The organism is Micromonospora sp. WMMA1949, from assembly GCF_027460145.1.
Classification (GTDB): domain Bacteria; phylum Actinomycetota; class Actinomycetes; order Mycobacteriales; family Micromonosporaceae; genus Micromonospora.
The window spans coordinates 4,769,227-4,793,575 of the sequence record NZ_JAPZBG010000001.1 but is presented as its reverse complement, the minus strand read 5'-3'; the positions used below and the strand labels follow the sequence as shown (position 1 = coordinate 4,793,575).

Genomic DNA, 24,349 nt, shown 5'->3' with positions numbered 1-24,349 from the left:
TCAGCTAGCCTCTACCTCCGCCGGCCAGCCGGATCATTCTCGCAAGCATCTCATTGGAAACCGAATTCATCAGTCCGTTGTTGGTCCATGGCACGGACCAGGTAATTCTCGCATTGTCCGCCAGATGGCCGGGCAGCTTCCCGGCGCACACCGAACACGGCTGACGCTCACTGTAGAGGTCGGTAATCCTACCGATTCCCTTGTTGTTCGCCTTCAGAGCGTCGATCTGGTCCATGATGTGGTCTTCGGCGTGGTATCCGTCGCCCTTACTGAATCCCACGATGAGCCCGTCGTGTCCCTCAACCTTGGCTACGGCAACGTTTCCTCCTGGTGACGAGGTGCGCGGTCCACTCGGGAAGTGTGCGGAGTTCGCATCGACCCGGGCGTTGTACGCCGCGGAACTCAACTCGTCGCTGTTGTAGCGAACCTCATTGCCGACCGGGCAGGCGTCGTTGTGGGCGAGTACGGGGGTTTCGCCAGCGAGGACGTAGTAGGTGTGCTGTCCGTCGACGGTGAAGTTGTGTACTCGCTGGACCTGGGTCTTGTGCCGGATGGCAGCGATCTGGACCCAGGTGCCCGACGACGTCTGAAGCCAGGCGCCGGCCTTGAGCTGGCCGGCGGTCACCCAGACCCCGGAGTCCGGCAGGTAGAACCGGTGACCGTCAGTGGCCACGATCGTGCTGGTGTCGTCACCCGAGTTGCCGTCGGTGTCCACGACGATGGTGACCAGCTTCTTGACCCCGTCACCCCGGATGAGCTGGGTGACCGGACGGACCTGCCGGTCGCCCGACTCGACGTCGGAGGCGAGGACCCGGTCCCCGACCTTGACGTCCTCGATCGCCTTGGTCGAGCCGTCGGCCAGGAGCACCTTGGTGCCCGGGACGAAGCTGTTGCACTTGGTCGGCTTCGCCGGGGTCTCGGTCTTCGGCTTCGGTGTGTTGGTGGGCAGCGCCTTCGAGGCGTCGGTGGTCGCCTCGACGCCCTTCTTGACGTCGTTGGCGGTGTCGATGCCGTCGGCGATCTTCTTGCCGGTCTTTGCGAGCTTCGCCGCTGTCACCGCGTTGCCCGCCAGCGGGATCGCCGAGGCCATCGACAACGCCGCGTCGACGTAGTTGCCCTCGGCCGCGTACCAGATGCCGTTGGCGACGTCGGCTACCTCACCGACCACCGGCACCATGCCGACCACGTCCAGGGTGGCGTGGCCGATGTCCGACCACGACATCCCGAACAGGTGCCCGTCCAGCTCGATGAAGCTGATCGGGTTCCCGCCGGCGAACGCGTACCGGTTACCGGTGAACGGATCCATGCCCAGCGCCATGTCCGCCATCGCGCCGCCGTAGGTGTCCCGCGTCAGGAACCGGTTCAGGCCCGGGTCGTAGTTGCGGAACCCCATGTCGTACGTGCCCGAGCCCGCGTCCCACCGGGAGGCGTTGAACCGGAACGCGTTGTACGGCTCCTCGCCCGCCGGCTGCGCGCCCGGCTTGTCCACACCGGTGAACTGCGACGAGTCGTCCTTGCCGTACGCGGTGTACCCGTACGTCGCCCGGGTCTTGCCGTCCTCCTTCGTGATGCCGATGACGTCGCCGCGCGGCCGGTAGATGAACTGCGAGTACTCCCGCGCGCCGTCGTCCTTGTGCTTGATCTGGGTCAGCTGCTGACCCCACGGCGCGTACTGGTACGACTTCGTCGCCTTGCCCGCGACCTCCTCGCGCAGCACCTGGTTGTCCATCCCCAGGTACGTGAACAGGGTGGTCTTGCCGGCCGTCGTCTGCGACACCGTCCGGTCGAACGGGTCGTACACGTAGGTGGTCGACTTGGCGTTGGCGCCGATGCCCGCGGTGGTCTTCGCGGTCCGGTCGAAGCCGTCGTAGTAGTACTTCTGCGCCCGCTGGCCGCCGACCGACACCGTGTCGAGGCGCCCCAGCGGGTCGTAGTTGTACGTCGAGGTCACACCCGCCGTGGTGGTCGAGTGCAGCCGGTTGCGGTCGTACTTGCTGGTGCTTGTCGTCCCCCCGACGGTCTGCGACACCGTGTTGCCGTTGGCGTCGTAGGTGTAGGTCTCCGTCGAGGTGCTGTCACCGGTCTTGTCCAGCTTGGCGATCCGGTCCTGCGGGTCGTAGCTGAAGACGTACGTGTTGTCGATGTAGTCCGACGAGTTGTCGGCGTTCATCAGCTTCAGCACGTCCCGCGACGGGTGCCCGTTGGCCTGGTACTGGAGGTTGTGCTCGGCGACCGTCGCGCCGCCGGACGTCTTCTCCAGCTGACGCTTGGTGGCGCCGTCGAGGTAGTACTCGAAGTCCACCGTGTTGCCGTTGGGCTTGGTCTGCTTGAGCAGCTGCCCGCGGTTGGTGTAGGTGAACGACGAGATCTGCTGGTTGCCGGCCGTCGGCGAGTCGGCGTTGGTGACCTTGGCGACCATGTCCCGCGGGTCGTACTCGATCTTCGACCAGGTGAGGTCGTGGGTCGAGGTGAGCGGGTTGCCGTTGTCGTCGTAGGTCAGCGCCGTGGTGTTCTTCGCGCTCGTGTCGCTGAGCCCGGCGAACTCCTTCACCGTGGAGATCTGGTTGAGCTGGTCGTACGCGATGTCGTACCGGCCGATCTTCGCGCCCGGGCTGAGGTCCTTGACCTCGACCATCATCCCGTTCGGGTTGTACCGGTAGGTGAACTCCTTGCGCTCGTTGTCGACGTCGGCGGAGTTGTCCCGCACCAGCTTGACCGCGTCGGCCAGCACCTTGCCGGTCGCCTGGTCGGTGACGGTGATCTTCTGGACGCCCTCCTCCTTGAAGGAGTAGCTGCCCAGGCTGATCCAGGCGCCGGTGTTCTGCGTCTGGTTCACCGTCTTGGTGACACTGCCGCCGTCGTGGGTGATGGTGAACTTCGCGTCCGTCGCGGCACCGGTGACCTGCGGGTGCCGGACGAACACCTCGTACGTGCCGTCGCGCGGGATGGTCAGCTGCCAGTTGAACTGCGCCGACCCGCTGCCGGCCGGGGCGGTGGAGACGTCGTAGCCCCACTGCCCGGTGGCGGCCCCGTTGGTCCAGGTGCCCTGCGAGGCGGTGTTGTTGGTGTCGGTGTTGTCGACCAGGACCACGTCCTTGCCGACCGGCAGGCCGTCCTCCGACCGTCCCTTCTCGTTGCCGGACTGGTAGTACTGCCAGGTCATCGTCCGCGTGGTCGACCCGCCGGCCGAGCTCAGCGTGTTCTTGGTCTGCTGGCCCAGGTCGTTGTAGTCGTAGGAGTTGACGATGTCCCACGGGTCCTTGGACGTCCGGGTCCACCCGTTGTCGTAGTAGGTGTACTCGGTGTCGTTGCGGACCGTCTGCCCGTCCGACGGCGGCGCGCTGACCTTCGTCAGGTTGCCGATCTCGTCGTAGCTGTAGAAGGTCTTGTCGGGCGTTTTGTAACGGCTGTCGTCCTTGTCGTAGGACGACCACTCCTCCTTCTTGCGGTTGAGCGCGTCGTAGACGGTCACCACGGAGAAGTCGTCGGCGTCGTCGGCGGTGTCCACCCCGCGCGGGGTGATCAGCTTCGTCTGGTTGCCGACCTGGTCGTACTCGTACTTGGTGGTGCGGTAGGTGACGGTGCCGGAGCCGTCCTTGCTGTGCGGCACCTTCGACTCCACCAGCGCGCCGCGGGGGTCGTACGTCGCCAGCGACTCGTTGCCGTCGGCGTCGGTGGTGCCGACCGTCAGGCCGTCCTTGTCGTAGCGGGCGGTGGTGAACTTGCCCGCCGCGTCGATGGTCTTCACGACCCGCCGGTTCAGGTCGTACTCGTACTTCGTGGTGAAGTCGTCCGCCGCGCTGGCGGTCTTCTTCGCGTCGTACAGCACCGTGACGTTGCCGACGTTGTCGTACTCCGACTTCACCTTCTGGCCGAGGCCGTTGGTGACCTCGATCGGCTGGTAGATCGCGTCGTACTTCGTGGTCGTCGTGTAGTCGCCCGCCTTCGAGGTCAGGTTGCCCTGCGGCTCGGTGACGGTGAGGACGTTGCCGACCTTGTCGTACGTCGTGGTCGTCTTCCGCTCCGGGTCGCCCGACTCGTCCTTCGGGGCGAGCGTCTCGACGACCTGGTCCGCCTTGTCGTAGACGGAGGTCGACACGGCGCCGTTCGCGGCGTACGCGGTGGTGATGTTGTCGTTCTGGTCGTACACCGGGGCCTTGGTGGTGATGAAGCGGTTGTTGGCCGCGTCCATCGGCTCCACCTTCGTGGTGGGCCGGCCGAACGTGTCGTACGCCTGGGTCACCTTGGCGTTCTTGCCGTTCTTGACCTCGGTGACGTTGCCCCGGTCGTCGTAGGTGAAGTACGACTTGCCGGTGCCGGCGTCCGTGATGGTCGTCGGGTAGCCGCTCGGGTGGAACGGGCCGTACGCCGTGGTGTTGCCGTTGGCGTCCCGGGCGCTGAGCAGCTGACCCCACTCGTCGTAGGTGTTGACGCTCGTGTAGTCGCCGTCGGCCGACGTGGTGTTGCCCACCGGGTCGGTGACCGTCGCGACGTCGCCCTCAGCGGTGTACGTGAAGGTCCACTTGCGGCCCTCGGAACTGGTCTTGCTGACCACCTCGGCCACGTAGCCGTTGAGCTGGCGCTGGTAGGTCAGCACGGTGCCCGGCCAGTTGTTCTTGACCGCCTCCGCGTCGCGGATCTGGGTGGGGTAGCCGGTCTTGGGGTCGAACGCCCAGGTCGAGACGGCGGTGTTCGCCTCCTCCAGCCGGATGACGTTGTGGTCGTCGTCCCAGCCGGTCTTCGTCACCTCGTTCTTGGCGTTCGTGGTCTGGTACGCCCGGCCGTAGCCGTCCAGCAGGTACTGACTGGCGTGGTTCTCCGCGTCGGTGACCGTGGTGTTGATGTTGTTGCCCTGCGGGCCGTCCGGGTCGACGTAGGCGAACTGGGTCAGGTGGGTGAGCCGGTCGGTGTAGGACTTGGTGGTCCAGTGGAACTTCGGGTCGTCCCCGGTCTGCGGGTAGTTGTAGACCACGCCGGTCGCGTTGCCCCGCGGGTCGGTGACCTTGACCAGCTTGACGTTCTTGTTGCCCTGAGTCATGTCGTAGGCGAACTTGAACGTCTTCGGCGTGCCGTTCGCCGACCCGGCGCCGTCGATCAGCTCACCGAGCAGGCCCTTGTCGGTGTAGGTGAAGGTGAGCTTGCGTCCCGAGACGTCGGTGATCTGCGAGATGTGGTCGATGATCTTCGGGTTGGTCAGGTTCGTCGCGCCGGAGACCCGCGTCCAGGTGGTGTCGTTGATGTAGTCGTACGTCTGACCCTTGGCGTAGTAGTCGATGGTCAGGGTGATCCGGCCGGTCGGGTCGGTGATGTACCGCAGGAACTTCGTCGGCTTGTTGTTGGACTTGCGCTCCTCGTAGGTGAAGAGCATCTCGTTGCCGTTGTTGTCGACGACGCTCGACAGGAAGCCCTCGCAGTCGTAGAAGAACTGCGTGCGGTCCGGCCGGGTGAGCACCCACGCCTTCGGCTCGTCGGTGTTGGGCTTGCAGTCCACGCTGCTGTACTTCTGCAGGTAGAGGTGTACGCCCTTCGGGCTCTTCCACTCGTTCGCGGTCGCGTCCCAGGTGAACCGGTGGCTGGTGCCGTCACCGTCGGTCAGGGTGACCTTCGTCGGGTTCGGATTGGGGTGGAAGTCCAGCGGGGCGCCGAGGCGCATCATCGACGACGCCTGCAACGACCAGCCGTACCCGGCCACCGTGTCGGTGGTGTCCAGCGAGTTGTAGGACATCCGGACGAACGTCGCCAGGCCCCGGGACGGGTTGTTGAACGCGTTGTACGACCAGACCGTGTTGCCGGAGTACAGGTTGTTCATCAGGGTGCCGCCGGCGCCCGTGTTCTTCCCCGCGTACGAGTAGAACTTCTCCAGGCCGAGCTGGTCGGAGGTCGGCTCCTCGACGGAGATGTTCTGCGGCAGCGCCGGGATCGACGCGGTCTCCGACAGCTTCTTGCCGGTGAGCTTGTTGCGCAGGTCCCACTGCAGGACGTAGTCGGTGCGCTCGTTGCCCTCGGTGGACGACGGCGGCGTCTTCACCTGCGCGGAGACGTCGACGGTGCCGCCGGCCGGGACGCTCTTCGGCAGTGCCGTCCGCAGCTCGTAGGCGGCGTCGGCGCCGTCGGTGACGCCGTCGGCCCGCTTCCAGTCGTATGCGAGTTCCCAGTCGGTCGGGTTCCACGCCGTGAGCGTCGGGTTCGACAGGGTCACCGGCACCGTGTACGTGGAGTTGGCGGTGGCCAGCGCCGGGGTCGAGGCCGCGTAGTACGTCGACTCCGCGGTCTGCTCCAGGTAGGTGACCTCCAGCGTCGGCCGCAGCAGCGGCTCCGGCGCCTCGGACGACAGCAGCACCGCCCGCGCGGTCTGGTTCGCCTCGTCGCGCTGCCGCAGCAGCAGGCCGAAGTTCTTCGTCGGGTCCTTGACCCAGCCGTCGGCCGCCGGGGTCACGTCCCAGGTGGCCCACTTGGGGTCGTTCGTGAACTGGTTGTAGCTCGCCTTCCAGGTCGTGTCGTAGTCACCGCCGGCGGTGGTCCACGCGTTGGTGCCGTCGTAGGTGCTCCACGTCGCGGCGGTCTCGGTGAAGTTCCGCGTCAGCTTGTGGACATCGACGTACTCATCGGTGTCGGTGCCCGGGTAGAGCCCGCTGTTGTACAGCCGCAGGTCGGCGTCGACGACCTTGGCGTTGGCCGGGATGCCGGTCAGCGTCGGGAACTTCACCAGGCCCCGGGTGTCCCCGTAGTAGGACGAGTTGTTGCCCGGGCTGACGTACGGGTCACCGTCGTAGACGTCCACGTTCTCCGTCGGGCGGGCCTGGGAGAGCGTGGTGTCCGTGGTGCCGGTGCGGTAGATGCGGGTGATCTGGCCCGCCTTCGGCAGGATCGCCGACTGGGTCGGCCCGGCCACGACCTGTCCGTCGCGGGTCTTCACCGCGACCATGTAGTAGTAGAACTTCCGCGCCAGCGGGTCGGTATTGTCCGCCGCCGTCGGGATCGCCGTGGTGTCCTGATAGGTGCGGGTGCTGGTGGACACCGGGGCGATCAGGGTCGCCGCCGACGGGGTGAAGTTCTGGTAGATGCTGCGGTGCACCTGGTACTCCACCGCGTCGTCCGCCGTCGACGACGACGGGTCGACGTACGCGGGCCAGTCCAGCACCGCGCCGGTGGAGGTGAGCGTCGTCGGCGGGCTGACCGCGACGCCGGGCCGGCCGTACGTGATGACCAGCTTCGGCAGGTTGTAGTCCCGGCGGGCGTTGTTGTACGCGTACTCGGAGGCCTCGTAGATCGGGCCGCCGCGACCCTTGGCCGCCTCGTCGACCGCCTTCACCATGAAGCCGTTGTTGGCGTACGTGCCGTTGACCCAGTCCTGCACGACGTTGCGGACCGGGAAGGAGCTCCACGCGTTGGAGACCGAGGCCTTCTTGGTGGCCGCCCCCCACTTGGTGAAGCGCACCGCGTCGGCGATCACCGACTTGCCCGACACGTCGCCGAGGACGACCTTGCCGGTGGTGCCGGCCGCGAACGGGTGCACGCCCAGGGTCTTCCACTCGCCGCGGGCGCTGCCGGTCTGGTCGACGGTGTACGTCTTCGACCCGCCGTTGTAGTGCACCGTGTAGGGCGCGTTCGTCGGCCGGTCCGACTCCGACACGTAGTGCACCTCGACCTGGTAGTTGCCGGCCTCGGTGATGGTCGGCACCCAGGTGTGGGTGTGCCCGGTGGTGGTGTCGCTGTTGAAGCGGTAGTCGCCGTTGACGGCGAGCCCGGTCAGCGCCGTGTTCGTCGAGTACGACCAGGTGCCGCTCACCGAGGTGCCGGCGTCGCCGTCGTCCTGCGTGACCATGTTGCCGGCCGGCTGGGCGGCCATGTTGGCGTTCATGTTCGCCCAGGTCGCGGTGCTCTCGGTCCAGGACTGGGTGACCCGGCGGGCCTCCATGGCCACGTCGAAGCCCCACGCGTGGTGCGTCTGCGAGTAGTACATCTGCAGCTGCGCGTCGTCGATCGGCGTGTTGCGCGGGATCGAGCCGACGTCGAACTTCACCAGCGTGCGGTACGCGTTCGACGCGTCCGTGCCGACCTTCAGCTGGTAGGTGTCGTTGTAGTTGGTGGTCGTGGCGCCGGAGTAGATCTGCACGTCCTGCGCGTCGGTGGGCACCGGCTGCACCTTGATCGTCGGGTCGATCACCACCGGGTAGACCCGGGACCGGTCGGCCAGCCAGCCCGCGTCGGCGGTGATCGTGACGGCCGACGTGTCACCCATGCGGGTCACCTTCTGGGTGACCTTGTCCGACCACGCCTTGCCGTGCGGGGAGGACTTGTCGTCCTTGCTGTCGTACATGAACGGCGGCGGCATGACGAACACCGGAGCGCCGCCGTCGCGGCCGACGAACGCGATCGAACCGTCGTCGCGCTGCTGCGCCGTCAGGCCCGCCGTCTCCAGCGTGAAGGTGTAGGACACCGGACCGGCCGGCGGCTGCCGCAGGACGATCTTCTCCTTCAACGCGGTGCTGGTCACGTCGTAGACCACGTCCGCACCACCGGCCAGCCCCGGGTACGTCACGGTGGAGCCCGAGACCTTCGGGCTGACGTCCTTGGCGGCGCCGGCCAGGCCCAGTTCGATCGCGCGGCCGTCCCGCTCGAAGCGCACGAGTTCGTCCGAGCTGTCGCCGAAGAGGCTGGTGTAGGCGTTGGTCCGGTTGCCCTGCACGTAACCGGACTCGCCCACCGGGCGGACGCTGGTGTCGATGGGCTGCCACTTGCCCCGGCCGTCCCGGTAGTGCAGCGGCGTGGCGGAGATCTCCGCCTGCAACCGCCCGTCGGACAGCTGATAGATCTTGGCGTTCTCGGTCCGCCGGCCGGTCAGCTCCTTGACCCGCTTCTGCGCCGGCCACTTCCGGCCGGCGACGGGCTTGTCGCTGCGGTGAAGTCCGGCGCTGACCACCTCGGGTCTCGCACGGTGACCACCACCGGCGACCAGGTCGCGCGCCGCGCCGCCGAGCCGGTCCAGCAGTCCGCTGTCGTCGTTCTTCCCGCTCGGTGCGGCCTGCTCCGTCGCGGCGGGATCGCGGTCCGGTAGGACCGCGGCACCGCCCAGCGTGGCCACCATGGCCAGCGCCAGGCCCCCGATCAGGGCGCCCTTCGATGGTCGTCTCACCCGTTACCCTCCGGTCAACTCCGGTGACAGGACGGGTGAAGGCTAGGAACACCACATACACGCCGGGCTATCCGTCAGCTACTTCCCAGGCGGCGCCGCGAGTGCGGGCGACCGGGCCGCGAGCAGGCGGAACCGTCCCGCCGACGACGGGAGGCGTATCGATCGCGACAGGCGCCGAGCGCGAACGGGCGGCGGCAGGACCGGACGGGTCAGGACCGGGTCCGCAACTCCCCGGTCCTGACCCCGGCCGTCCGGTTCGGTAGCGGTCTGCGCCACGGGAACCCGGCAGGCGTGGCACGACGCCTTCCGCCGGGCTCCGCACGGCGAGCCGGTATGCCCGCACTCAGCTCCACGGTGCTCTTACCACCGGACTCCGGTGCGCCCCCGTCTCACCCCGACGAGGCGTGGACGCCGGCTCAGGTTAGGCGCGTCCGCGCAGGCCGGACAAGCGATGACCGGCGGCTGCGCTTGTGATTGATGTCTATGCCGAATTGCGGCATGTCGGCGTAACGGGGTCAGCCGGTTTCGCGCTGTTCGACTTCGAGACGGGGACTGCGCCCGCCCGGCCGCGACGGGACGGCGCGGGCCGCGACGGCCCCGGCGACGAGCGCCAGCGCGGCCACGTGCAGCGCCCGTACGCCCGCCGGGGCGGGGACGCCTGCGGCCGGCAGGGCGGGCAGCAGCAGCGCGCCGAGCCCGGTTACCGCCAGCGCCACCCGCCAGAACACGCTCGGGTTCGCCGCCGGCGCGCACGCGGGTACGCCGTCCGCCCGCAGGCCGCGACGGGCCTCGTGCACGGCCAGGACGACCACCAGCAGCCCGCCGCCGAGGCCGGCGACCACGTCCGCGAACTGGAACCAGTAGACGCCGGTCAGCGCGCGGAAGTCGGCGACGCCGAGCAGCCGGGGCAGGCGTTCGCTGTGGCTGGCCCGGTCCCACGCCACGTGGCTGAACGCGCCGATCAGCGCCGAGCAGACGGTCACCTGCCAGGGGTGCCGCACCCGGGCCAGCGTCACGTACCAGGGCCAGCCGAACAACCGCTGCGCGGGCAGGTGCACCGCGATGCCGGCGACCACGCGACGCACCACCCAGGCGTACGCGAGGGCCACCGGCAGGCACCACCAGAGCAGCCCGCCGAGCGTGTGCGTCCGCAGGTCCAGGGCCAGCGACGTGCCGGTGACCAGATACCCGACGTCCGGCGCCACCGCGCCGGTGCACAGCGCCACCCCGTCGAACCAGTCCGGCCGCCACCGCTTCAGCGGCAGTACCGGCGCCAGGTGCGACGGGAAGGTCAGCGGCACGTCCCGGACGTTACCGGCCCGCTCAGAAGTGCTGGACCAGGTCGGGGAACGCGGCCAGCCGGATCACCCGCTGGTCGGACGGATCCAGCTCGTCGTGCTCCAGCACCCAGGTGTTCTCGTTCGGGATGAAGACCGCGTTCATCCCGGCGGCGCGGGCGGGCAGGATGTCCGAGCGCGGCGAGTTGCCGATCATCCAGGCGGCGGCCGGGTCGAAGGCGTGCTCACGGGCCAGCCACCGGTAGGTGTCCGCGTCCTTCTCCGGCACGATGTGCACGGCGCGGAAGTGGTGCAGCAGCCCGCAGGCGTCCAGCTTGCGCTGCTGCTCCTCGCGCTCACCCTTGGTCAGCAGCAGCAGCTCGTGCCGACCGGCCAGGTCGTCGAGCGTCTCGGCCACGCCCGGCATCAGCTCCACCTGGTGCCCGACCAGCGCCGCGGCGAGCTGCTCGATCTCGGCGCGCTCCCGCGCGGTGGCCGGACGCTCACGCAGCTTCTCCAGGCACTCGCCGAGGCTGCGCAGGAAGACCTTGCTGCCGTAGCCGTGCGCCACGGCGTTGGCGCGCTCGATGTCGTCGAGCACCGCGCGGATCCGGGACCGGTCCAGCGTGGGATGGTCGAGCCAGGTGAGGAAGTCGTCGATGACGCGCTCGAACAGGACGTTGTTCTCCCAGAGCGTGTCGTCGGCGTCGAAGACCAGCACGGCGGCGTCCCGGCGCGACGGCATCGTCTCCCCCTCCCCCTCGCGGACCTCGCACACCGTACTGCCCGCTCGCCGGACGGGCCACGCGGTTTATCCGGTCGGCCGCCGGTTACCGGCGGCTACCCGACTGCGCAATCCCTGGTCGGGCGGCATGCTTCGGCCATGACGATCTCACCCGATCATCCACCCGGACGGCGGCGGCGGCGCGCCTTCGTCGCGGTGGCCGCGACGCTCGCCGTCGCGGGCGCGGCGCTGCCGGGAGCCCCGGCACGTGCCGTCAACGCCGCACACACCACTGTGGTCGGCACCAACCCGGTCGACTGGACGCCGCACGCGCTGGACGGCACCGTCCACCGCATCCTCCAGATCGGCAACCGCGTGTACGTCGCCGGCACGTTCACCAAGGTGCGCAACGCCAACCAGACGGCTCAGCTGGCGATGCCCCGGCTGGTGGCGCTGGACGCGACCACCGGCCGGATCGACACCACGTTCCGGCCGCAGGTCAACGGCGCGGTCAAGGCGCTCGCCGCCGCGCCGGACGGCCGCTCGCTCTACATCGGCGGCGCGTTCACCACTGTCAACGGCACCGCGGCGTCCCGGCTGGCCCGGATCGACGCGGCCACCGGCGCCCGGGTTGCCGGGTTCACCACGCCGGCGCTGAACAACCAGGTGAACGACATGCGTCTGGTCGGCAACCGGCTGATCGTCGGCGGCGCGTTCCAGACCGTCGGCGGGGTGACCCGGCGCGCCCTGGCGGCGGTGAACGCCACCACCGGGGCGGCCGACGCGTCGGTAAACCTGAACCTGGCCGGCCCTCGTACGACCACCTCCGGTGCCACCGCGCCGGTTAAGGTCGAGGCGCTGGACGTCTCCGCCGACGGCCGGCGGCTGGTGTTCGTGGGCGGCTTCAGCAGCGTCGCGGGCGTGGCGCGGCACCAGATCGCCGTCGCCGACCTGAGCGCGGCCGGTGCCACGCTCTCCGGCTGGGCCACCGTCCGCTACCAGCCGCAGTGCGCGCGGACGATGCCCGTCTACATGCGCGGCGTCGACATCTCGCCGGACGGCACCTGGTTCGCGGTGGTCACCACCGGCGGCCCGTTCCCGGGCACGCTCTGCGACACCGCGGCGCGTTTCGAGTTCGGCACCGCCACCGGCGGCAAGCAGCCGACCTGGGCCAACTACACCGGCGGTGACACGCTGCTGTCGGTGGCGGTGACCGGCGCGGCGGTCTACGTCGGGGGCCACCAGCGCTGGCTGGACAACCCGCAGGGCCGCAACTCGGCCGGTCCGGGCGCGGTGCCGCGGCCGGGCGTCGGGGCGATCCACCCGACCACGGGCAAGGCGCTGCCGTGGAACCCGACGAAGGACCGGGGCGTCGGCACCCAGGAGTTGTACGCCACCGACCGCGGCCTGTGGATCGGCAGCGACACGGTGACGGTGGCCGGGGAGTACCACGCCCGGCTGGCGTTCCTGCCGCTGTCGTGAGCGCGTGGGGCGCGGCGGGGCTCCCGTCGCGCCCCACGCACGCGGGTCAGCGGCGTAGCGTGAGGATCAGGTCGGCGACCAGCGCGGTCCAGCCCGTCTGGTGCCAGGCGCCCAGGCCGGCGCCGTTGTCGCCGTGGAAGTACTCCGGGAAGCAGATCAGGTCGCGCCAGTCCGGGTGGGTCTGGAACAGCTGCGCGGCGCCGTAGATCGGCCGCCGCCCCCACCCGTCGCGGGTGAACAGCGAGATCAGCCGCGCGGACAGGTCGTCGGCGATCTCGTCCAGCGTGCGCTTCACCCCGGACCGGGTCGGGTACTCGACCTGGAGGTCGTCGCCGAAGAACGCCGCGTAGTCGCGCAGCGCGCTGATCAGCAGGAAGTTCGTCGGCATCCAGATCGGGCCGCGCCAGTTGGAGTTGCCGCCGAACAGGCCGCTTGTCGACTCGGCCGGCTCGTAACCGACGCTGAACTCCTGCCCGCCGAGCGTGACGGTGAACGGCTTGTCCAGGTGGGCCCGGGACAGCGTGCGCAGCCCGTACTCGGAGAGGAACTCGTCGGTGTCGAGCATCCGGGCCAGCAGCCGTACCACCTGGTCCGGGGCGACCATCGACAGCAGCCGCTGCTGGCGGCCGTCGGGCCCGATCCGGCGGGCGCCGATCACCTCGGCGTACTCGGGCCGGTTGGTGAGGAACCAGCGCAGCCGCGCGCCCAGCTCGGGCAGCCGCCGCATGGTCCGGGCGGTCAGCCGGGTGACGGCGGCGAGCGGCAGCAGCCCGACCACCGAGCGGACCTTCAGCGGCACCTTCGTGCCGTCGGCCAGGCGCAGCACGTCGTAGAAGAACGCGTCCTCGGCGTCCCACAGCCCCTGGTGGTACGCGGCGGCGGCGATGTACGCGAAGTGCTCGAAGAACTTGGTGGCGGTGTCCACGTACGCGCGGTCATGCTCGGCCAGCACGATGGCCATGTCGAGCAGGTTGAGCGCGTACATGGCCATCCAGCCGGTGCCGTCGGACTGCTCCAGCGTCCCGGCCACCGGCAGCGCGGCCGAGCGGTCGAACGGGCCGACGTTGTCCAGCCCGAGGAAGCCGCCCTCGAAGACGTTGTTGCCGCCGGTGTCCTTGCGGTTGACCCACCAGGTGAAGTTGAGCAGCAGCTTGTGCATCACCCGGGCGAGGAACTCGTGGTCGCGGGAGCCGTCGATCTCGAAGACCTTCAGCGCCGCCCAGGCGTGCACCGGCGGGTTCACGTCACCGAACGCCCACTCGTACGCCGGGATCTGCCCGTTGGGGTGCAGGTACCACTCCCGCAGCAGCAGCAGGATCTGCTCCTTGGCGAAACCCGGGTCGACGCGGGCGATGGTGACGCAGTGGAAGGCCAGGTCCCAGGCCGCGTACCAGGGGTACTCCCACGGGTCCGGCATGGAGATCACGTCGAAGCTGTTCATGTGCCACCAGGCGCTGTTGCGCCCGTGCCGGCGGCCGGCCGGCGGCGGCGCCGACCCGGGGTCGCCGGTCAGCCACCGCTCGACGTCGAAGTGGTAGAACTGCTTGCCCCACATCAGCCCGGCGATGGCCTGGCGCGCCACCAGCGCCTCGTCCGGCGTGGCGGCGTCCGGGATGACGCTGTCGAAGAACCGGTTCGCCTCGGCCCGGCGCGCCCAGAGCACGGCGTCGAACCCGTCGCCCAGGTCGGCCGGGGCGGGCGGCGTGGTGGCCGGGGGCGGCGCGGTCCGCGTCAGCCGCAGCCGGATCTGGCGTTGCTCGCCGGCCGGCACGTCGAGCACGTAGTGCAGCGCCCCCTTGGTGCCGGTGCGGTCCGGGTTGACGGTGGCGGCGCCGGCCACGACGTGGTCGTTGATGCCGTCCTTGGGGTACGCCGACCGCCCCGGCAGCCCCCACAGCCGCTCGGCGTTGGTCTCGTTGTCGCACAGCAGCGGCACCGGGTCGCCGTCGCCCTCCAGCAGCAGCTGGCCGAGCACCCAGTGCTCACCCACGAGCCGGGCGCCGGCCCCCTCCCCGGCCGCCTCGCCGACCAGCTTCGGCATCCGGTCGGTGCCGGGCAGCCCCCACGCCCAGGTGTTGCGGAACCAGAGCGTGGGCAGCACGTGCAGGGTCTCGTCGGTGTCGGCCCGGTTCGCCACGGTGATCACCACGCACATGTCGGTCGGTGACGCCTTGGCGTAGTCGACGGTGACCGCCCAGTACCTGTCGTCGTCGAAGATGCCGGTGTCCACCAGCTCGTACTCGGTGTCGTCCCGGCCGCGCAGCGCGTTCACCGCGACCAACTCGTCGTACGGGAAGGCGGCCTGCGGGTAGTGGTAGCGCCAGCGCATGAAGGAGTGCGTCGGGGTGCTGTCGAGGTACCACCAGTACTCCTTGACGTCCTCCCCGTGGTTGCCGCCGTCGCCGCCGAGGCCGAACATCCGCTCCTTGAGGATCGGGTCGCGCCCGTTCCACAGCGCGAGGGCGAAGCAGAACGTCTGCCGGTCGTCACAGACGCCGGCCATGCCGTCCTCGTTCCACCGGTACGCTCGGGACCGCGCGTGGTCGTGGGGGAAGTAGTCCCACGCCGTACCGTGCTCGCTGTAGTCCTCCCGTACCGTCCCCCACGCCCGCTCGGACAGATAGGGGCCCCATGCGCGCCAGTCCTGCTCCCCGGCGTCGGCCTGGGCGAGCCGGTGCCGCTCGGGGTCGGGGGACGCGGAGGTCGACCGGTCGGTGATCACTGGCACATCTTCGACGCCACCGGGGTACTTCTCCACAGCGGCCATTGTCGCCGTGGCATGTCACACCTCGCTGGCGGTGGAGGAAAGTTGATCGACATCCGTTTCGGGCCGCGGGTCTGCGGCGAGCTGTCCACCGCCGCCTCGCGGGAATGGCTGGTCACGGACGGGCGCGGCGGGTACGCCATGGGCACCGTCGCCGGACTGCGCACCCGGCGCTACCACGGGCTGCTCGTGGTGGCCGGTGACACGCCGGCGTCCCGCAAGGTGGGACTGGTGAGCCTGGACCCGGCGGTGACGCTGCCGTCGGGGCGGCAGGTCCGCCTCGGCGCGCACGAGTGGTCCTCGGGCGTGGTCGACCCGCGCGGCTTCGAGCTGCTGGAGCACTTCGACCTGGCCGACGGGGTGCCCCGCTGGCGGTGGCGCGTCGGCGACGTGGTGATCGAGCGGGAGATCGCCATGACGTACGGCCGCTCCTGCGTGGCGGTGGTGCACCGGCTGATCTCCGGCGGCCCGGTGCGGCTGGACCTGGCCGCCGCCTGCACCTGGCGCGACGCGCACGGCGAGCGGCGCGCCGACGGCCCGGCGCCCCGGCTGGAGCCGGCGGCCGGCGGCGCGGTGGTCGACGGCGCGTACCGCCTGGCCGGACCGGACTGGACGCCGGAGGGGCAGTGGTGGCACGGGGTGCGTCACCGGACCGAGGCCGAGCGCGGCCTGCACCCGGACGAGGACCTCTGGTACGCGGGCCGGTTCACCGGCGCGCTCGACGAGCCCGGCGCGACAGTGTCGGTGCTGGCCTGGGCGGACGACCTGGCCGAGGAGCCGCCCCCGGCGACCGCGGTGGTCGAGGCGGCCCGGCGGCGCAGCCGGGCGGTGGTCGCCGCGGCGAAACCCGGTGACGCGGTCGAGGCGACGCTCGCGCTCGCCGCCGACGCCTTCGTGGTGCGCACCGCCACCGGCCCGGACGTGGTCGCCGGCTACCCCTGGTTCGGGGCCTGGTCGCGGGACACGATGATCTCCTACGAGGGCCTGTTCCTGTGCACGAACCGGGCCGACGAGGGCCGGGACCTGCTGCGGGCGTACGCGGCCACGCTGAGCGAGGGCATGCTGGCGAACACCGCCGACACCGGGCGGGTCGAGTACAACACCGTCGACGCGACGCTGTGGTTCCTGCACGCGGTGCACCGGCACGTCACCGTCACCGGCGACACCGACCTGGGCGACGAGCTGCTGCCCGCCCTGCACGGCGTGGTCGAGGCCCACGTGGCGGGCACCCGGTACGGCATCGGCGTCGACCCGGCCGACGGCCTGCTGGCCCAGGGCGGCCCGCCGGACGTGGCGCTCACCTGGATGGACGCCCGGGTGTACGGGGTGCCGGTGACCCCGCGTACCGGCAAGCCGGTCGAGGTCAACGCGCTGTGGATCAACGGGCTGGCCGGGCTCGCCGAGCTGACCGAGCTGGCCGGGCGCGACGCCGCCGCGCTGCACGCCCTGCACCGCCGGGCCACCGCCGCGTTCCGGGAGCGCTTCCCCGCCCCGGCCGGCTGGCTGTACGACGTGGTGGACGCCCCGGCGCCCGCGTACCCGCTGGGCGGGGCCACGCACCACGACGACGACCTGCTGCGCCCCAACCAGCTGCTCGCCTGGTCCCTGCCACACGCTCCGCTGGAGCCGGACGAGGCCGTGCTGCGCCGCGTCACCGAGGCGCTGTTCACCCCGCTCGGCCCGCGCAGCCTCGCCCCGGACTCCCCCGGCTTCAGCGGGCGGCACCGGGGCGGACCCGCCGAGCGGGACTCCGCGTACCACCAGGGCACCGTGTGGCCGTGGCTGACCGGGCCGCTGCTCGACGCGTACCGCCGGGCCGGGCTGCCCACCGACGACCTGCTGGTGGGCCTGGTGGGTCACCTGGCCGAGGACGGCCTGGGCTCGGTGAGCGAGACCGCCGACGGCGCGGCACCGCACAGGGCCACCGGGTGCCCGTTCCAGGCGTGGTCGGTGGCCGAGCTGCTGCGCGCGCGGCGGACACGCCGGTAACGCGTTACAGACCGGCAACCGGCGCGTCGCCGCCGGTTATCGACCCCTCGGCAGGATGGGTGCCGACCCCACCGGAGCGCGGCGACACCGCCGCCGGGGTGGGGCCCACAACTCAAAGGGGGCCGCGTGTCAGCTGACGCCGAAGTGATCGACATCCAGCCCGCCCGGCGCCTGCGGGTGCTGCTGCTCTCCTGGGAGTACCCGCCGGTGCTCGTCGGTGGCCTCGGCCGCCACGTCCACGCGCTGTCCGTGGCGCTGGCCGCCGCCGGGCACGAGGTCACCGTCGTCACCCGCCACGCCGTGGGCGCTCCCCTCGAGGAGTACGCCGACGGCGTGCGCGTCGTCCGCGCCGCCGAGGACCCGGTCCGGTTCCCGCTCGCCACCGATTCGCTGCTGGCCTGGACCATGGCGTTCAACCACACGCTGACCCGGGCCGCGCTGCGCGCCGCCTCGTCCGGCTCCTACGACGTGATCCACGCCCACGACTGGCTCGTCGCGCACACTGCCGTCACGCTGGCCGAACACCTGGACGTGCCGCTGGTGACCACCATCCACGCCACCGAGGCCGGCCGGCACCAGGGCTGGCTGCCGGAGGAGATGAACCGCACCATCCACGGCGTCGAGCACTGGCTGAGCAACGCCTCCGGCCGGGTGATCGCCTGCTCCGGATACATGCGCGACCAGGTGGCCCGGCTGTTCGGCGTACCGGCCGGGCGCATCGACGTGGTCGCCAACGGCGTCGACGACCGGGCCTGGCGTGCCCGGCCGCACGCAGTCGCCTCCGCCCGGGCACGCTTCGCCGCGGGCGGGCCGCTCGTCGGGTACGCCGGCCGGCTGGTCTACGAGAAGGGCGTGCAGCACCTGGTGCACGCCGTGCCGCACCTGGCGAAGCGGCACCCCGGCCTGCGGGTGGTGATCGCCGGGGACGGGCCGTACCGCGACGAACTGGTCGACCAGGCGCGGCGGCTGCACCTCGGGGACACCGTCCGGTTCGCCGGTTTCATGGACGCCACCCAGCTTCCCGCGGTGCTCGCCGCCACCGACGCCACGGTGATCCCCAGCCTCTACGAGCCGTTCGGCATGATCGCGCTGGAGGCGGCGGCCGCCGGCGCGCCGCTCGCTGTCTCGCGTACCGGCGGGCTCGCCGAGATCGTCGAGCCCGGGGTGACCGGGGTGACGTTCCCGCACGGCGACCCGGACGCGCTCGCCGGCGCCGTCGACCGGCTGCTCGGCGACGAGGTGTTCGCCCGGCGGGTGGCGCGCAAGGCCCGGACGATGGTCAGCCGCCGGTACACCTGGTCGGCCATCGCCGCCCGGACCGCCGCCGCCTACGCCACCGCCCGCCGCGACCACGACGCGTTCCAGGCCCGCCGGGCCACCGCCCTGCTGGCCGGTTACCGGTCCCCGATCGCCGTCCCGGAGGGCAACCTGCTCGCCGGCGCGGCAAGTTAGGGGAATGACGCACTGACATGCGATAGGTACCGTCCGATCCGTTGGCTATTGTGGACCACTGACCAGCGGTGAGGAGTGCGGTGCGGGAGGTAGTGATCGCGGGGCGGTACCGCCTGCTCGAACTGGTCGGCCGCGGCGGGATGGGCCAGGTCTGGCGGGCGCGCGACGAGGAGCTGCAACGCGAGGTCGCGGTGAAGCAGGTCGTGCCGCCGAACTGGCTCGCCGAGAACGAGCAGGACGAGCTGCGCGCCCGTACGCTGCGCGAGGCTCGGACGTCGGCGCGCCTCAACCACCCCAACGTGGTGCGGGTCTACGACGTGGTCCGGGTCCAGGGCGAACCCTGGCTGATCATGGAGTACGTCCCGTCCCGCTCGCTCCAGGAGATCATCGAGAACGACGGCCCGCTTCCGCCCGGGCGGGCCGCCGAGATCGGCCTGTCGGTGCTCGCCGCGCTGCGCGCCGCGCACGAAGCCGGGGTGCTGCACCGGGACGTGAAGCCCGCGAACGTGCTGCTGGCCCGGGACGGCCGCGTCCTGCTCACCGACTTCGGGCTGGCCGTGTTCGAGGGCGGCGACGGCGCGATGACCCGGCCCGGCCTGGTTCTCGGCTCCCCCCAGTACGTGGCACCGGAGCGGGCCGCCGAGGGCGTGTCCAGCGTCGAGGCGGACATGTGGTCGCTCGGCGCCACGCTGCACGCCGCGGTGGAGGGCCGCTCGCCGTACGCCCGCAGCACCGCGATGGCCACGCTCGCCGCGCTCGCCACCCGGCCGCCCGATCCGGCCCCGCACGCCGGCCCGCTGACACCGGTGCTGACCGGGCTGCTGCGCCGCGATCCGCGTACCCGCCTCGGGCACCGCGAGACGGCCCGCCTGCTCGGCGTCGCCGCGGTGTCGGAGGCCGACGCGGAGGCCGCCGGGTCCGCGGGCCGCGCCCCCGCCGCGTCGTCCGACCGGCCCGCCGGCGGACGCGAGAACGACGTCGCGGCGCGGGCCGGGGCCGGTGACGAGCCGGGGCCGCCGGGCAGCCCGGCAGTGGCTCCCGGTGGCATCTACCCGGACCTGATGCCACCGGCTGCCGCCGCCCGGGCGTGGAGCCGGGCGGCGAAGCGCAGCGAATGGGCGCCGCCCACCGAGGGCGGCCGCGCGTCACCATCGGGCGACGTGGCGGACACGTCCGGCCCGGCGGGTCCCTCCGGTACGGCGTCCCGGCCGGTCCCCACCGGACGGGCGGACGCCGTCGGTCAGTCGTCCCCGGGCGGCCGTTCGGGCGCACTCCGGCGCGCGGACACGGGCGACCCCTCGTCCTCGACCGGCCGGGGGGAGGCGAACCGCCGTGCGGATGCGAACAGCGGCGCGAGCGTGGTCGGTGACCCGGCGGCCAACGGCTCGGGTGCGGTCGGCGGCTCGGCCGGGACCGGCTCGGGCGCTGTCGGCCGCGCGGGCGCTGTCGGCCGCGCGGCCGCGGTCGGCCGGGCCGTGCCACCCGGGCAGAGCCGGAGCGGCGAGCCGGAACGGGGCCGGGACGGTGAACCGGAACGGGGCCGAGCGGGTGCGCCGGAGCGAGGCACCGCGGGTGAACCCGGGCAGGCCGCTCCCGGCGCGACAGTGGAGCCGCCCCGGGGCGGGCCGGCCCGCCCCGGCCCGATCAGCCTCGGTCCGACGGTCCTCACCAGCTTCGTCGACCCGGGCAGCCCGGCCGGCCCCGAGTCGGCACCCCGCGCCGACGCCCTCAGCCCGGTGCACATCGTCGGCCCCGGCGCCGCGCCGGTCACCACGCCTCCCCCCGTCGCACACAGCGGGCCGGTCGACAGCGGCGCGGTGCATCCCGCCCCGCCCCGGCCCGCCGGGGTCCCCCGCCCCGCCGAGCCTCCGGTCCCGGCCGGGGGCGGAAACCCGCTGCACCGGTGGGGACTCGTCCTGGGGGCCGTGCTGCTCGCCGTGGCGACGGGTGTGGGCACCGCGCTGGCGATCACCGGTGGTCGCGACGATCCACCGCAGGGGGACCGCTCCCGCGAGGCCGTCGCACAGCCCTGGGACCGCCCGCCCGGGCCGGGGGCGCCGCCTCCGCCGTTCCCGTGCGTCCGGCCCGACGTGGCCGGCACTCCGGTCCGCAAGGGGCCGCCCCCGGACAACCCGCCGGTGGCGGTTCCCGCCGGCTGGGTCTGGCCCGCCGACACCGGCGGCTTCCGCATCGCCCTGCCCGCCGGCTGGCTGCAACTGCGCTCCGGTGACACCACCTGCTTCCAGGATCCGGCCACGCGGCGCATCCTGGGCGTCGAGCCGTACCCGGGCGGTGACCCGGTGGGCCGGCTGAAGTCGTCCGAGCGGGACCTGACCTCCGCGGGCCGGCTTCCGCAGTACGAGAAGATCCGGCTGGAGGCCGACGGACCGGGCGCGGCGTGGGAGTGCGTCTGGACCGCACCCTACGGAGAGCGGATGCGCGCGTTGCGCGTCCTGCCCGGCGAGCGGGCCGGCTGGACGCTCGGCTGGACCACGTCCGACGCCGACTGGCCGGCCGCCTCGAAGCAGTTCGCCGTCATCCGCGCGAGCCTGGGGACGGTCCGGCCCACCCGGACGGCGGGCTGAACCGGACCGTCCCATCACCGACAGTCGGCGTGGCTCCGGCCGCGCGGGCCGCCATACTCCCGGGTGGGCGCGGTACGCCCCGCGGCGCCCACGGAACCCCTTCCCCAGTGGACCGTCCGGCTGATGCCCCTCTGTCGCACGCGCTGACTACAGTGGCGTAGTTTTGTGGATCAAGATCTTCGGGAAGGGCGAGCCGAGATGATGGGACCGTCCCACGCGCTCTCGGGCGCGGCGGTGTGGCTGACCGGCTCCTGGGCGATGGCCCAGTTCGCGGACTACCACCAGACACCGCTGGCCCTGGCGGTGGGCACCGCGGTCTGCGCCGGCGGGGCGCTCTTTCCCGACCTCGACCTGTCCGGCAAGGTAACCCGCAACCAGGGCGGCGCCACCGTGGCCCGCACCTTCGGCGTGGTCAGCCTCTTCGTCGCCGAGGTGATGGAGAAGATCTCGCTCGGCGTCTACTACGCCACCAAGCTGAGCAAGGATCCGCGCCGCAACAACGGGCACCGCACGCTGACCCACACCATCCCGTTCACCGTGCTCGTCGGCTGGGGCACCACCGCGCTGTGCGCCCACTACGGCAAGTGGGCGGTGGTCGGCATCCTCTTCTTCATGATCGGCCTGGCGCTGCGCGGGCTGTTCGACAGGTGGGCCGAGCGCGCCGGCTGGGTGGTGGTCACGCTGGTGTCCGCCGCCGCGGCCTGGTTCACGTTCGCCAACCTGCCCGGCGACCGGGGCTACCCGATGATCGGGCTCGCGGTCGGGGTGGGTTGTTTCGTGCACATCCTCGGCGACATGATCACCCGGGCCGGGGTGCCGATCCTGTGGCCCATCCCGATCAAACGGCGGATGTGGACGATGATCGGCCTGCCCAACAAGATCGCTCTGCGTACCGGCAGCAAGGCCGAGACGGTGGTGCTGCGCACCGCGATGACGATCCTGTCCGTGCTGGCCGCGGTGGGGCTGGTCGCGCCCTCGGTGCTGCAGCGCTTCGACATCCAGGTGTAGGTCAGCCCGCCTCGGCGGGCGCCGCCCCGGCGCCGGCCGCCCGGCGCCGGATCAGCCGGGCCGTCCACCCCACGCCGCGGGCGGTGAGCGCGTACGCCGCCGTCGGCGCGAGGGCCAGCAGCGCGCTGATCCCAGCCACCAGCGGCACCAGGTCGCCGGGCACGTCCGTGGCGACCGCCACCGCCGCGGTGTACCCGGCGGCCAGCACGACCGCGACGAGCCCGGCGTACGCGAGCGCCGGCGCGGCCCGGCGCTGGCCCACGACCTCGCCGAGCGCGACGGCCGGCGCGAACAGCAGCGGCAGCGCGGCCACGCCGAGCAGCCCGACGATCAGCACCACCAGCGGCCCGGCCAGCGGGCCGCCCGGGTCGGCGCCGGTGACCAGCGCGTACGCCAGCAGGCCGAGGTAGCCGGCGACCGCCTCCGCGACGACGACGAGCCACGCCGCGACGGCTCCGGCGAGATGACGAGCGACAGCGGTGCCCACGTTGTCCCCTCCCCCGTGCGGACGGCGCCACGACCGTCCGATGAGAACGGTAGCGCCCGGGCGGCGGCGGGCAGAGGCCGCACCCGAATATCACTATGGGTAGGGAAGCAGGAGTCCGTCGATCGTCAGCGTGGACGATCGACGACACGCTAATGCGCATTAGCGCCGAGGCCCGCCTACTGTCGCGCGCCCGGTCGGCCCTTGTCAAGATCCCCGGCCGGACAGCCGCCAGGCGGCGACGGACACGGTTGCTAATCCGCATTACATCAGGCAGTTCATCGGGCGGAAATCTTCCGGGCACCCCTTGACAGGACGCCGGGAGAGCAGCGAGGCTCCATCCCGACCCGATCGCTAATACGCATTAGCGGAAGTGGAAGGACCGACGTGACCCCTCCCCCCAGGCGTGTCACCCAGCGTGACATCGCGCGCATGGCCGGCGTCAGCCAGGCGACCGTGTCGCTGGTGCTCAACAACCGCACCGACGCCGACGTCCGAATCGCGCCGGAGACACGGGACCGGGTGTTGCAGGTCATCGCCGAGACGGGATACGCCGCCGACCCGGCCGCCCGCCGCCTCGCCTCCGGGTTCAACCGGATCATCGGCGTCTTCACCTACGAGCCGGCCTTCCCCAGCGGCAGCCGGGACTTCTTCCACCCGTTCCTGCTCGGCATCGAGGAGTACGCCGAACGGGTCGGCTGCGACCTGCTGCTGTTCACCAGCGCCCCGGTGGTGGACGGCCGGCGGCGCATCTTCCACCAGGACAACCGGCTGCGGCTGGCCGACGGCTGCATCCTGCTCGGCCGGGAGATCGACGGCGCGGAGCTGCTCCGGCTCAACCGCGACGGGTTCCCCTACGTCGCCGTCGGACGCCGCGACGACGCCGGCGGCCCGGTGCCCTACGTCGGCGCCGACTACGCCAGCGCGGTCCACCGGCTGGCCGAGCGGGCGGTGGAGCTGGGGCACCGGCGCCTGACGTACGTGGGCATGGGCACCTCGGCCGAGTCATCGCACGACCGGCGCAGCGGTTTCCACGCCGGTGCGACCGGCGCGGACAGCGCCCGCCAGATCACCGCGACGGCGGGGACGGCCGACGCCACAGTGGACGCCCTGCGGGCCGACGGCAGCACCGTCGCCTTCGTGGAGGACTTCGCCACCGCCGTGGCGCTCGAGGCGGCCGCCCGCCGCAAGGGGCTCACGGTGCCCGGTGACCTGTCCGTCGTGACCCTCGGCGACCCGACCGTCCCGGTGCCCACCGACATCACGTTCACCGGGTTCCGCATCCCGCGCGAGGAGATGGGCCGCCAGGCCGTCGAGGTGCTGACCGGCGTCATCGACGGCAGCGCCAGCGGCCTCCAGCAACGGCTCCTGCCCTGCGAACTCGTCGAGGGCGACACCCTCGGCGTCCCTGGATCGGCGGCCGACCGGCGCTGACACGCCCGGCCGCG

General features: G+C 71.6%; 11 protein-coding genes. 6 read left to right on the top strand and 5 right to left on the bottom strand.

Going from position 1 to position 24,349, the window contains the following annotated elements:
* Positions 1-4: 4 nt before the first annotated feature.
* The 3 genes from O7607_RS22610 to O7607_RS22600 form a co-directional block, all read right to left on the bottom strand.
* Positions 5-9,136: a golvesin C-terminal-like domain-containing protein gene (locus tag O7607_RS22610; RefSeq protein ID WP_269705177.1), complete on the bottom strand. Its 9,132-nt coding sequence runs from the start codon at positions 9,134-9,136 to the stop codon at positions 5-7.
* Between the two features lie 515 nt (positions 9,137-9,651).
* Complete coding sequence (locus tag O7607_RS22605; protein WP_269705176.1) at positions 9,652-10,437, bottom strand: DUF4184 family protein; 786 nt, start codon at positions 10,435-10,437, stop codon at positions 9,652-9,654.
* 22 nt (positions 10,438-10,459) lie between these two features.
* Positions 10,460-11,158, bottom strand: coding sequence for an HAD family hydrolase (locus O7607_RS22600; RefSeq protein ID WP_269705175.1), 699 nt, complete (start codon positions 11,156-11,158; stop codon positions 10,460-10,462).
* Positions 11,159-11,296: 138 nt separating this feature from the next.
* Here O7607_RS22600 and O7607_RS22595 point away from each other — a divergent pair, with 138 nt between their 5' ends.
* Complete coding sequence (locus O7607_RS22595; RefSeq protein WP_269705174.1) at positions 11,297-12,619, top strand: hypothetical protein; 1,323 nt, start codon at positions 11,297-11,299, stop codon at positions 12,617-12,619.
* A gap of 46 nt (positions 12,620-12,665) precedes the next feature.
* Here the strand turns inward: O7607_RS22595 and O7607_RS22590 are convergent, their stop codons facing one another.
* Positions 12,666-15,386 (bottom strand): MGH1-like glycoside hydrolase domain-containing protein, encoded by a 2,721-nt coding sequence (locus O7607_RS22590; protein ID WP_269705173.1) that lies wholly within the window; start codon positions 15,384-15,386, stop codon positions 12,666-12,668.
* 42 nt (positions 15,387-15,428) lie between these two features.
* On the opposite strand from O7607_RS22590, the gene O7607_RS22585 reads away from it, so the two are divergent.
* From O7607_RS22585 to O7607_RS22570, 4 genes are all read left to right on the top strand, one after another.
* A complete protein-coding gene (locus O7607_RS22585; protein WP_269705172.1) occupies positions 15,429-17,372 on the top strand; it encodes an amylo-alpha-1,6-glucosidase in 1,944 nt (647 codons plus the stop codon).
* Positions 17,373-17,498: 126 nt separating this feature from the next.
* Positions 17,499-18,824 carry a glycosyltransferase family 4 protein gene (locus O7607_RS22580; RefSeq protein WP_269705171.1) on the top strand — a complete coding sequence of 442 codons (1,326 nt, stop codon included), beginning with the start codon at positions 17,499-17,501 and terminating at the stop codon, positions 18,822-18,824.
* Positions 18,825-18,904: 80 nt separating this feature from the next.
* Positions 18,905-21,409 carry a serine/threonine-protein kinase gene (locus O7607_RS22575; RefSeq protein ID WP_269705170.1) on the top strand — a complete coding sequence of 835 codons (2,505 nt, stop codon included), beginning with the start codon at positions 18,905-18,907 and terminating at the stop codon, positions 21,407-21,409.
* Positions 21,410-21,607: 198 nt separating this feature from the next.
* Positions 21,608-22,417, top strand: coding sequence for a metal-dependent hydrolase (locus O7607_RS22570; RefSeq protein WP_073831818.1), 810 nt, complete (start codon positions 21,608-21,610; stop codon positions 22,415-22,417).
* A 1-nt stretch (position 22,418) separates the two neighbouring features.
* Here the strand turns inward: O7607_RS22570 and O7607_RS22565 are convergent, their stop codons facing one another.
* Positions 22,419-22,904 (bottom strand): hypothetical protein, encoded by a 486-nt coding sequence (locus O7607_RS22565; RefSeq protein WP_269705169.1) that lies wholly within the window; start codon positions 22,902-22,904, stop codon positions 22,419-22,421.
* Between the two features lie 384 nt (positions 22,905-23,288).
* Between O7607_RS22565 and O7607_RS22560 the strand changes: the two genes are divergently transcribed.
* Positions 23,289-24,335: a LacI family DNA-binding transcriptional regulator gene (locus O7607_RS22560; RefSeq protein ID WP_269705168.1), complete on the top strand. Its 1,047-nt coding sequence runs from the start codon at positions 23,289-23,291 to the stop codon at positions 24,333-24,335.
* Positions 24,336-24,349: the final 14 nt, after the last annotated feature.